The following is an 11833-nucleotide window of genomic DNA, read 5'->3' on the forward strand; positions in this document are numbered from 1 at the left end:
TCTCCCCTCAGGCGGACTTCGCCAGATAGTTCTCCAGCCAGTGAATGTCATAGTCGCCGTTCGCCACATCGACGTTGCCGACAAGATCCCGAAAGAGCGGCAAGGTGGAATTGATGCCATCGACCACGAATTCGTCAAGAGCCCTGCGCAGCCGCATCATGCATTCAACGCGATTCCGCCCATGCACGATCAGCTTGCCGATCAGGCTGTCATAATAGGGGGGGATGCGGTAGCCGGAATAGACGCCCGAATCGACGCGGACGCCGAGACCTCCCGGCGTATGGAAATGGGTGATCGTGCCGGGCGAGGGCACGAAGGTGCGCGGATCTTCCGCGTTGATGCGGCACTCGATGGCGTGGCCGTGGAAACGCACCTCTTCCTGCGTGACCGACAGGCCGCCACCGGAGGCCACACGTATCTGCTCATGCACGAGGTCGATGCCGGTGATGGCCTCGGTCACGGGGTGCTCCACCTGCAGGCGGGTGTTCATCTCGATGAAATAGAACTCGCCGTTCTCGTAGAGAAACTCGATCGTGCCGGCACCGGAATAGCCGAGATCCGCCATGGCCTTCGACACAGTCTCGCCGATCCTCGTGCGCTGCTCGACATTGAGGGCGGGCGAATTGGCCTCTTCCCACACTTTCTGGTGCCGGCGTTGCAGGGAGCAGTCGCGCTCGCCCAGATGAATGGCCTTGCCCATGCCGTCGCCCATGACCTGGACTTCGATGTGGCGCGGCTTTTCAAGGTATTTCTCGATATAGACGGCGTCGTCGCCAAAGGCCGAACCGGCCTCGTTCCGCGCTGTCGAGAGCGCCTCGGAAAGATCGTCCTCGGTGCGCGCGACCTTCATGCCGCGTCCTCCGCCGCCGGCTGAGGCCTTCACCAGCACCGGATAGCCGATGTCGGCGGCGATGCGCTTGGCCTCGCGGTCGTCGGTAACGGCGCCTTCCGAACCCGGCACGACCGGGATGCCGAGCTTCTTGACGGTGCGCTTGGCTTCGATCTTGTCGCCCATCACGCGGATGTGGTCGGCGGTGGGCCCGATGAAGGTGAGGTTGTGGGCGGCTAGGATTTCCGCGAACTTGGCGTTCTCCGAAAGGAAGCCGTAGCCGGGATGAACCGCGTCGGCGCCGGTGATCTCGCAGGCCGCCAGAATCTGGTGGATGTTGAGATAGCTGTCGCGGGATGCGGGGGGGCCGATGCAAACGCTCTCGTCCGCCAGCCGCACATGCATCGCGTCCGCGTCGGCGGTGGAATGCACCGCCACGGTCTGGATGCCGAGTTCCTTGGCCGCGCGCAGCACCCTGAGGGCGATTTCGCCGCGATTGGCAATGAGGATTTTCTGAAACATGGCGCCGGGCTGCTCCGCTCTATTCGATGACGACGAGCGGTTCGCCATATTCCACCGGCTGCGCGTCCTCGAATAGGATCGCGGTTACCGTGCCGGAACGGGGCGAGGGGATTTGGTTCATCGTTTTCATTGCCTCGATGATGAGCAATGTCTGCCCTTCCTTGACCGCCTGGCCGATTTCGATGAAGGGGGCCGCGCCAGGTGTGGACGAACGGTAGGCGGTGCCGACCATGGGCGAGGGTACCGCGTTCTTGCTGTCGGCGGCGGCCGGTTCTTTTTCCGTCGGGGCGCTCGTAACGGCGGCCTGGGCAGGGGCCGGAGCGGCAGCCGGTGCAGCGGGAAGTGATGCCTGGACCGAGGGAGACTGTCTTGATACGCGAATGCGCATATCGCCGTCCTCGACCTCGATCTCCGTCAGCCGGGTTTCGTCGAGGATGCCTGCAAGGTCACGGATCAATTGCTGGTCTACACCGGTCTTTTTCATTTCACGATCTCTTTCGTCATACCTGGCGATGCTCTTTGGCCTGACCTGTTGCGGAAAATGCACTTGCGCATCAACAATCCTGCCGCGCGCATATCACGCAATGCGGGGCGAAAGCCACATTGGAAATGACTATGACGTCGTCCATTGCCCTCAAGTTCCCCGCCAGCGGCAGCTCTGCCGCCGGTTCTCTATAAATGGCTTAGTGACTGCCGGAAAGAGCGCAAGGAACTTCTCTTCCTGTCCACAGGCCGCGCCTTCTATTGGGTCGCTGTCTTGATCTTTTCGCTCAGCGTGTCCTTGCCTAACGCGCCGAACACGAGCTCCTTGCCGACGACATAGGACGGCGTTCCGGTGATCTGCAGCTTGTTCGCCAGTTCGTAGGTTTCATTGATCGCCGCGACGATCGCATCGTCCCTCATCGCCTCGCGCAGCGCGGTTTCATCGGCGCCGAGGCCGAGGGCGACCTGAATGGCGCTGTCCTCATCGGCACGTCCGGTGCCGCCCAGAAGCTGGGTGTGAAACTCTGCGTATTTCTCCGGCATCAGTTTCCGGAACGCCATGGAAACGACATGCGCCTTCTGGGAATCAGGGCCGAGGATCGGAAATTCCTTCATAACGAAGCGCAGGTTCGGGTTCTCCTCGATAAGGGCTTCCATGTCCGACAAGGCGCGTTTGCAATAGCCGCAATTGTAGTCGAAAAACTCGACCACGGTCACGTCGCCGTCGGGGTTGCCGACAATGCCGTCATAGGCGCTGTTGAACAACGTCTGCGACGACTGGGCGATGATCTGTTCCTGGGCGATACGCTGTTCCTGTTTTTGCCTGTCTTCCAGGATCGTCTGCATCTCGATCAGTATTTCGGGGTTGTCGAGAAGATATTCGCGCACGATCTGCCCAACGTCATCACGGGTAACGGCGTTGTCCGCGCTGAACGCCTGCGCCGCAGAAAGGGCCAGGAGCGAAGATGCACCGGCGGCAATAAGCAATTTTCTCATGATCGTTTCCATTTCATTGTAATTCGTTGAACGCAATTCTTTGTGTGGCAAGCTCGGCAAAGGTTCACAGTGCTCACCCCTTACCCGGCGGCCGGTAATCGATGATATCCTGGGCGCGAAGCCACTCGGGTGAGCCCTTCTTCATCTTCATCTGGGCCCGGGCGGCGAATATTTTCGCGTCGCGGTACTGGCCGGAATGGAAGTGCCCCTCCGCGGTCGCCAGTTCCGCTGCGCCTATGTCGCCGAGCTGCCCATAGGCTTGCGCCAGGAAGCGATAGCCATTGGCATACTCAGGCTCGCGCGTAAGGCCGGCCTTGAGTTCGGACGCGGCCTTCCTCATGAGATCCGGCGCGCCGGTCGCAAGCAATGCCTGGCCATAGCCGACCTGGAGAAGGCCCGACGAACCGGGTGCAAGGCTTATGGCCTTCGCATAGGCATTGGCGGCTTCGGCCGGATTGTTGGTTTTCACCAGGATTTCGGCGCGTAGCTCGTGGAAAAAGGGGTTGCGCGGCTGAACGGCGATGAGCCGGTCGACGCGCGCCAGCGCATCGCGCGGATTGCCATAGAGATAGGCGGTGATGGCGTCGGCATAGGCGCGGGGAAGGCTGCTGGGATCGCGGAAAAGGCGGGCGGCTGCATTGCGGCCGGCGGTATAGGCGGCGATCTTCGCCCGCATTAAATCGTGACGCAATTGCAGCGCTGGCGGATCCTTCCTGTCGGCGAAGCGGCTTGCCTCGACCAGCGACTGCAGATTGGAGATACGTTCGCGCGGCACCGGATGGCTGAGCTGGTAGGGGTCGACGTTGACACCGGCCAGAACCATGTCCCGCGACATGCGCTCAAAGGTTTTCAGCATGCCGCGCGGCGACTGGCCGGTCCGTTCCAGATACTCGATCGCCGAACGGTCGGCGGTCGCTTCTTCCGTGCGCTGATAGCCAAGCACGCTGCGCCGGGCCGCCTCGGAGCCGCCGGCTGCAATGCCGACGCCGGCTCCAGCAAGCCCGCCCGCATCGGACGCCGCGCCGGCTACGCCCGCGCCGATGCCGGCGAGAAGCGCGACCACGGCCATGGTCTTGGCGCGCGCCAATTGCTGGCGCAGCCGCTCCTGGTGGCCGCCGGCGATATGTCCTGCCTCATGCGCGATCACGCCAATGATTTCATTCGGCGTTTCCGACAGAAGCAGCGCGCCCGCATGAATGAAGATGCGGCGGCCGGCGACGAAGGCGTTGAAATTGGGATCGTTGACGAGAATGATCTCGATACCCGAGCGGCTGAGGCCCGCCGCCTTGAGGATTGGCTGCGCATATTCCTGGACAAGCGCTTCGATCTCCGCATCGCGGACGATGGGCACGTTTTGCTGGGCGTATGCCGCAGGCATGGCGGTCAACGCGTGGATGAATGCAAGCAGGAAGGCCAGAATGCGCATCGGTTGACGTAGCTATCCTTGTTTCGGATGGTGGTAGGGTCGCTTCGTGGCGAGGAAAAGGCACCTTGCCGCCTTTTCCTCGCGAAATGCGAGCAAATCGTCGAGGGCGGTCGTCACCACCATAGCAAAACAAAACAGCCGGGGCATCAACCCCGGCTGCCGTATTCATCGACGCCGCAACGCCTTTCAGAAGAAGCTCTTGCGTTGCCACCAACCGGATTTGCGCGGCGCTTTCTCTTCCGGCTCGCCGGTAGAGGAAAGAACCGGCTCCATTTTCTGGTTCTCCTTTTTTGCCGCATTTTCAGCGGCTGCGACTTTGCGCCGGGGCGCAGTACGCTTCTTTTTTTCCGCTGGAGCAGGTTCGGCGTCGCCGCTTTCGGCTTCGGTGGGTTTTGCCTCGGGAGTTGCTTCCGCCGGTGCGGCCTTGGCGCGGGAGGTCCGCTTCCTTGGCTTCCTTACCGGCTTTTCAGGGGCCTCGGCGGGCTTGTCTTCGACCCTCAGCTCATCGTCGGCGAGGGCCGTTGCAGCCTCCGCCGGTTCGGCGGCGGCATGTTCGATGGCCGGAGCTTCCTCGCTGCTTGCCGGCGGCGATGCACCTTCCTCGACGGGCTCAGCAACGACGTCGCCGGAGGGGCGTGCCTCCGCTGAAACGGTCTCCTGCTCGGCCTGTTCGTCGCGGCGGTTTCTCCGACCGCCGCGCTTGCCCCGGTGGCGCTTCTTGCGCTCGCTGCCCGCGCCATCTTCATCCGCCGGCTCGTCCGTCGAGGCGGCTTCGCGCTGCTGTTCTTCGTCGCCGTCTTCCTGGGACTGTCGGTCCGCGCCACTGCCGTCGGCAGCTGCGCCTTCCTGGTTGTTGCGGTCGCGGCCGCCGCGACGCCGGCGCTTGCGCCGACGCTTGCGGCCCTGTCCCTGGCCGTCCTCGCCGGCACTCTCTTGGCTGTCCTGACCGTTTGCGACGGCTTCTTCCTCGACTGGTTCAGGCTCGTCCTCGACTTCCGGCTCGAGCATTTCCGGCCCGATGGCAGGAATCTCGATGGTGACATCCCGGGTGGAGGGCGGCCCCTTGACGATCGCATAGTGCTGACCGCCCAGTTCGTCGTCTGTCTCCACAGTGATCGTCACGCCGAAACGGTTCTCCAGATCGACGAGATTGGCGCGCTTGTGATTAAGCAGGTAGAGCGCGGTCGAGGAAGGCGTGCGCACTCGGATATCGTTGCGGGCATCCTTGAGAAGATATTCCTCGATGGAACGAACGACGAGCAGTGCGACCGAGGATTCGGAGCGCACATGGCCGGTGCCGCCGCAATGGGGGCAGGGCTGCATCGTGCTTTCCAGCACGCTGGCGCGGATGCGCTGGCGCGACATTTCCAGAAGACCGAAATGGGAGATGCGACCCACTTGAATGCGTGCACGATCGTTCTTCAGGCAATCCTTGAGGCGCTTTTCGACTGAACGGTTGTTCCGGTTCTCCTCCATATCGATGAAGTCGATGACGATCAGCCCGGCAAGATCGCGCAGCCGCAACTGCCGCGCCACTTCCTCAGCCGCCTCCAGATTGGTCTGGAGAGCCGTATCCTCGATGGAGTGTTCCTTGGTGGAACGGCCTGAGTTGACGTCGATGGCGACGAGCGCTTCCGTCTGGTTGATGATGATGTAGCCGCCGGACTTCAGCGTCACCTGCGGCTGCAACATCTTGTCGAGCTGGCCCTCGATCCCGTTGCGGGCGAAAATCGGCACACTGTCGCGATAGGGCTGGACCGCCTTGGCATGGCTCGGCATGAGCATACGCATGAAATCCTTGGCTTCGCGATAGCCCTCGTCGCCCGCCACCAGGATTTCATCGATATCCTTGTTGTAGAGATCACGCACGGACCGCTTGATGAGGCTGCCTTCCTCGTAGACGAGGGCGGGAGCCGTCGATTCCAAGGTCAGGCTGCGAACCCGTTCCCACATGCGCATGAGATATTCATAGTCGCGCTTCACCTCGGCCTTGGTGCGGTTCGCGCCGGCAGTGCGAAGGATCACGCCCATGCCGTCCGGCACGGAAAGGTCCTTCACCACGTCCTTGAGGCGCTTGCGGTCCTGCAGGCTGGTGATCTTGCGCGATATGCCGCCGCCGCGCGCCGTGTTCGGCATCAGGACTGAATAACGTCCGGCAAGCGACAGATAAGTCGTCAGCGCTGCACCCTTGTTGCCGCGCTCTTCCTTGACAACCTGGACCAGAAGAATCTGACGGCGCTTGATGACTTCCTGGATCTTGTAGTTGCGGCGGCTCGAACGCCGGCGGTTCTGCGCTTCGTCGAGCGCGTCTTCCGCGCCCACCGTGTCTACTTCGTCCTCGCCATTATTGTCAGAGCCGCTGTTGCCCGAAGCGTCAACGTCTTCGGCAACCACGTCGGCGTGGGCTTCAAGCGCCTGGGCGCCGTCCGCCGATCCCTCGGCGGCTGCTTCGGTCTGGGCCTTCTTGTCGCTCCGGCTTGCACGGCGGCGCTTCTTGCCGCGCCCTGAACTCTGGGTTTCCTTTTCGTCGGCTTCATCGTCTGCTGCCTTCGCTTCTTCGGCCTCGGCCTTCAGAAGCGCCTGACGGTCGGCGACGGGGATCTGGTAGTAGTCGGGGTGGATTTCACTGAAGGCGAGAAAGCCGTGGCGATTGCCGCCATACTCTACGAAAGCCGCTTGAAGTGAGGGTTCGACGCGGGTGACGCGCGCCAGATAGATGTTTCCCCGTAGCTGTTTCTTATCCTGTGATTCGAAATCGAATTCTTCGATACGGCTACCGCGAACGACAACGACGCGTGTTTCCTCCGGATGGGAGGCGTCGATCAGCATTTTGTTGGGCATAAAGATGTGTCTCCCCGGCAGGTCCCGGGGGGTGGGCAAGCGCATTTTCGCGCCCCGCCGTCCGTATTGGGACTCTCGTGCCGGATAATCTGAGTTCTGCCGGCAAGGGTGTCGGCGCAACAGGATGCCCCACGGCCGCATTGTCACTGCGGCAGATCGGGGGCATTTTCCTGACTGCGCTCAAATCCATCGCACCGCCTGGCATTACCGTTTCAACCTGGGTCCGGCCAACCGGACCCGCTATTTTGCTCACTATTGAGCCGGCGCAGGATGTATCCCGGCCGTTTTCCTCACGCTAAGGGTCCCGGCGTCGCCGTAAACACCTTGAAGAAATCTCTCTGGACCACCGGTTTCGCCCGCCTCGCGTCGGCTTTGTCTGTCCGCCCTTGCGCCCGCATTTCGACCGCACGGATGGAATACCGGCAGCGGGCATTGCGATGGTCCAATGCCGCTTTTATGATTTGCCAATCCTCATGGCAACCCTGATTTGCGCGGAAGCGGGGCGCGCCGGATCGCTTGCTTTGCACTTGTTATTTGTCTACCCGCCCAAATATTGGCAAAAGCTGCGGCATAAATGTCGCCTCGGGGACTAAGGCAGTCGACGCGCATGCGATTTTTCAATCCGAGACTCTTTAACGAAAACAATGCCGACGAGCCGCTTTTGCGCATGCTTGGCTTGTTCTTCGCCATTGCGTTGTCATCTGTCGGGAACGAATCAGCCTTGGCGCAAGAGCCTGGCGAGCCCCTCCGGATCTCGGAATTCAGAATGGCCGGGGATGAGACGCGCACCCGCATCGTGTTCGACATGGACCGCAAGGTCGAGCCGAAATGGTTCCTGCTGCGGTCTCCGCACCGCATCGTGATCGATCTCCCACGATCTGATTTCGCAATCGGAACGGAGGCGGTCGAGGCGCGGGGGCTGATCGGCAAGGTTCGCTACGGCGACATGGACGATGACCACTCGCGGATGATTCTGACGACGGACGGGCCAATTATGGTGGAGGATCTTTCCGTCCTCGAAAACGAAAATTCACCCGGCTACCGGCTGATCGTCGACATCGTCGCCGGCTCGGAAGAGACGTTCGAGGCGGCCATGAAAGCGCGTATCGGTGAAGCGCCCGATGAGAAACGTCCGGACACGCCCCCCGTGCGACCGCACGAGGGGAGCAATGAAGGCAATAAGTTTACGCTAGTGATCGATCCCGGGCATGGCGGCATCGACGGCGGTACGAGGGGCGTCAACGGGACTTCGGAAAAGCAGATAACGCTCGCTTTCGCGCTGGAATTGAAGAACAAACTGGATGAAACGGGCGCATATCACGTCGTTTTGACGCGAAACCGGGATGTTTTCCTCCGATTGGACGAGCGCGTGCGCATCGCGCGGCAGAATGATGCCGATCTCCTCATATCCATTCACGCCGACGCGATCAGTGTGCGCAACTTCCGGGGCGCCACGATCTACACGCTGTCGGAGCGTGCTTCCGACGCGGAAGCCGCGGCCACGGCGGCGCGTGAGAACCTGTCGGATCAACTGGCTGGGATGACGGTGGAGGCGGAGAGCGACGAGGTGGCGGATATCCTCGTCGACCTGATTCGCCGCGAGACCCATGCATTCTCGATACGCTTCGCGCGCACATTGCTGGGCGAGCTGACAAATGCGGTGGATGTCGTAAATAACCCTTTACGTTCAGCCGGATTCAAGGTCTTGAGGGCGCCGGACGTCCCGTCGATCCTGTTGGAGCTGGGCTATCTTTCCAACCCTAAGGACGAAGCGCTGATGCGGGATGCCGAATGGCGCGGGCGGGCGGCGGAAAATATCGTCCGCGCGATAGAGGCGTTTGTAGCGGCGAAGACGGGGGCGGGCGGCTAAAGCATCTTGCAGTTGGTGAAATCACGTTGCATCGACATAAAAGCGGAAAAACAACCGGATAGGCACTCGACTGCCAGATGCAAGCGTTGCATTGCGGCAACGGTGGGGATCGTAGTTTCAGCCCTGTCCACTTTCTGATTTGGTTGCCCCATTTTGCGCACAAGGCGGCGGCAGAAGTGTAGACGAGCTTGAAGCTCGGCAATGTTTTTCCTTGCGGCGATGATGGTGCTATCTTCGCAAGGATTGTTATTCGGACCGACGGCGGCGGTTTTTGGAGCGGGTATGGTAAGGCTAATCGGATATTTCTTCGGAATCGGCATCGTTCTCGCGCTTATCGCAGCTGCGGGCGTTGCGATCTATATCAGCGACCTCACGAAGGACCTGCCCGACTATGAGGTGCTGGCGCGGTATGAGCCGCCGGTAACGACGAGGGTTCATTCGTCGGACGGCGCGCTGATGTCCGAGTTCGCGCGGGAGCGCCGGCTGTTCCTGCCCATCCAGGCCGTGCCGGACCGCGTCAAGGCGGCCTTCCTGTCTGCCGAGGACAAGAATTTCTACAACCACCCCGGCATAGACGTGACCGGACTTGCCCGCGCGGTCATCACCAATATCCAGAACCTTGGCAGCGGGCGGCGTCCCGTGGGCGCCTCCACGATCACCCAGCAGGTGGCGAAGAACTTCCTCCTGTCGTCCGACCAGACCGTGCAGCGCAAGATTCGCGAGATGATCCTCGCCTTCAGGATCGAGCAGGCCTATTCGAAGGACCGTATCCTGGAACTCTACCTGAACGAGATTTTCTTCGGCCTTGGATCCTACGGCATAGCAGGCGCGGCGCTGACCTATTTCGACAAGTCGGTCAACGAACTCACGGTGGCCGAAGCGGCTTATCTGGCGGCCTTGCCCAAAGGTCCATCTAACTATCATCCGTTCCGCAACACGGAGCGGGCAATCGAGCGCCGCAACTGGGTGATCGACCAGATGGCGGCCAATGGTTATGTATCGGCGGAAGAGGCGGCAAAGGCCAAGGCGACCGATCTCGGCGTGAACCCGCGTCAGCGCGGTAGCTATCTGTTCGCCGCCGAGTATTTCACCGAGGAAGTGCGCCGTGAAATCATATCCCGCTATGGTGAGGACGCCCTTTACGAGGGCGGGCTTTCGGTGCGCACGACCCTCGATCCGGAACTCCAGCTCCATGCGCGCAAGGCGCTGCAAAACGGCCTCATGCGCTACGATACGCTGCGTGGCTTCCGCGGTCCGGTGACCCATGTCGATGTCGATGGGGATTGGGGCCCGCCCCTGGGCGAGGTGCAGGGTCTGAGCGATGTACCGGAATGGAAGCTGGCGATCGTTCTGGAGACCTCGGAAGACGAGGTGAAGATCGGCCTCAAGCCTGACAACGAAGTTTCCGGCAAGCTTTCCGACGAACGTAAGACGGGCACGATCGCAAGGAAAGACATGGAATGGGCGCTGCGCCATGTGGTCGACGGCAAGCTGCTCAAGGCTTCGTCCCTGGCGGATGTTCTGAAGGTCGGGGATGTCGTCTATGTCGAGCGGCTCGAGGAAGGCGCCTCATCCTGGAAGCTGCGCCAGGTGCCTGAAATCGAGGGTGGGATGGTGGCCATGGACCCGCATACGGGCCGCGTGCTCGCCATGGTGGGCGGATTCTCCTATGCCGATTCGGAGTTCAACCGGGCTACGCAGGCCTACCGCCAGCCGGGCTCCTCGTTCAAGCCGATCGTCTACGCGGCTGCGCTCGACAATGGCTATACGCCGGCCTCCGTCGTGCTCGACGCTCCCTTCAGCAAACAGGTGGGCAACACGGTTTGGGAGCCCAAGAACTATGGCGGAGGCTTTGCCGGCCCATCCACGTTGCGCGAAGGCATCGAACGCTCGCGCAACCTGATGACAGTTCGCCTGGCCGACGATATGGGCATGAACCTGGTTGCCGAATATGCCGAGCGCTTCGGCATCTACGACAAGATGCTTCCGGTGCTGGCCATGGCGCTCGGATCGGGGGATACGACGGTGATGCGTATGGTCTCGGCCTATGCCGTGATGGCCAATGGCGGTAAGCAGATCAAGCCGTCGCTCATCGACCGCATCCAGGACCGCTACGGCAAGACGGTCTATAAGCACGAAGAGCGGGAGTGCCGGAACTGCAATGCGGAAGAGTGGAATGGTCAGGCCGAGCCCGAACTGATCGACCAGCGCGAACAGGTTCTTGACCCGATGACAGCCTACCAGATCACATCCATGATGGAGGGCGTGGTCACGCGCGGGACGGCAGTGACCGTATCCGAGCTTGGCAGGCCTATCGCAGGCAAGACCGGCACCACCAATGACGAAAAGGATGCGTGGTTCATAGGCTACACACCCGACCTCGTGGTCGGCGTCTTCATGGGCTATGACCAGCCGCGCCCGATGGGCCGGGGCTCCACCGGCGGCGGGCTTGCAGCGCCAATCTTCAAAGAGTTCATGGCCGCGGCCCTCAAGGATACGCCACCTTCCGACTTCCGCGTGCCCGAAGGCATGAAGCTGATACCGATCGATCGCAAGTCGGGCATGCGCGCAGAGGCGGGCGAGCCAGGCGTGATCATGGAAGCGTTCAAGCCTGGGACGGGGCCTGCCGATACCTATTGGGTCATCGGCTCGGACTCCTTCCAGACGAGCGAGCGCAGCAAGGCGATATCCCCGAGCGCGGACCGCGCCATCAGCACCGGGGCCGGCGGCCTGTTCTGACCTCGTGAAGCAATGGCAGGGCCGGTGGCGGGCATGTTCCGCCGGTCCGTATTGTCCGCGGCTTTACAGGCGGGGCGGCCGGCCATAAGTTCCGCGCCGACTCGTGCAAGATCATCACTCCAGAACA

The 11833-nt window shown here is 61.6% G+C and carries 7 protein-coding genes; 2 read left to right on the top strand and 5 right to left on the bottom strand.

Annotation, left to right across the window (positions count from 1 at the left end; genetic code table 11):
• Nucleotides 1–7: 7 nt before the first annotated feature.
• The 5 genes from accC to N1058_RS17035 all read right to left on the bottom strand — a co-directional run bounded on the left by accC (nucleotide 8) and on the right by N1058_RS17035 (nucleotide 7097).
• Nucleotides 8–1351 carry an acetyl-CoA carboxylase biotin carboxylase subunit gene (gene accC / locus N1058_RS17015; protein ID WP_265518797.1) on the bottom strand — a complete coding sequence of 448 codons (1344 nt, stop codon included), beginning with the start codon at nucleotides 1349–1351 and terminating at the stop codon, nucleotides 8–10.
• Nucleotides 1352–1370: 19 nt separating this feature from the next.
• Nucleotides 1371–1835: an acetyl-CoA carboxylase biotin carboxyl carrier protein gene (accB, locus tag N1058_RS17020; RefSeq protein ID WP_265518798.1), complete on the bottom strand. Its 465-nt coding sequence runs from the start codon at nucleotides 1833–1835 to the stop codon at nucleotides 1371–1373.
• 257 nt (nucleotides 1836–2092) lie between these two features.
• The gene (locus tag N1058_RS17025; RefSeq protein WP_265518799.1) at nucleotides 2093–2830 is read right to left on the bottom strand and encodes a DsbA family protein; all 738 of its coding nucleotides are present in this window, start codon (nucleotides 2828–2830) and stop codon (nucleotides 2093–2095) included.
• A 73-nt stretch (nucleotides 2831–2903) separates the two neighbouring features.
• Entirely contained in the window at nucleotides 2904–4256 is a 1353-nt protein-coding gene (locus N1058_RS17030; protein ID WP_265518800.1) for a M48 family metalloprotease, read from the bottom strand.
• 186 nt (nucleotides 4257–4442) lie between these two features.
• Nucleotides 4443–7097, bottom strand: coding sequence for an Rne/Rng family ribonuclease (locus tag N1058_RS17035; protein ID WP_265518801.1), 2655 nt, complete (start codon nucleotides 7095–7097; stop codon nucleotides 4443–4445).
• Between the two features lie 766 nt (nucleotides 7098–7863).
• Here N1058_RS17035 and N1058_RS17040 point away from each other — a divergent pair.
• Nucleotides 7864–8967 carry an N-acetylmuramoyl-L-alanine amidase gene (locus tag N1058_RS17040; protein WP_265518802.1) on the top strand — a complete coding sequence of 368 codons (1104 nt, stop codon included), beginning with the start codon at nucleotides 7864–7866 and terminating at the stop codon, nucleotides 8965–8967.
• Between the two features lie 282 nt (nucleotides 8968–9249).
• Entirely contained in the window at nucleotides 9250–11706 is a 2457-nt protein-coding gene (locus N1058_RS17045) for a penicillin-binding protein 1A (protein WP_265518803.1), read from the top strand.
• The last annotated feature ends 127 nt before the right edge of the window (nucleotides 11707–11833 follow it).

Origin of the sequence: Nitratireductor luteus (assembly GCF_026162365.1) — a bacterium.
GTDB lineage: Bacteria > Pseudomonadota > Alphaproteobacteria > Rhizobiales > Rhizobiaceae > Chelativorans > Chelativorans luteus.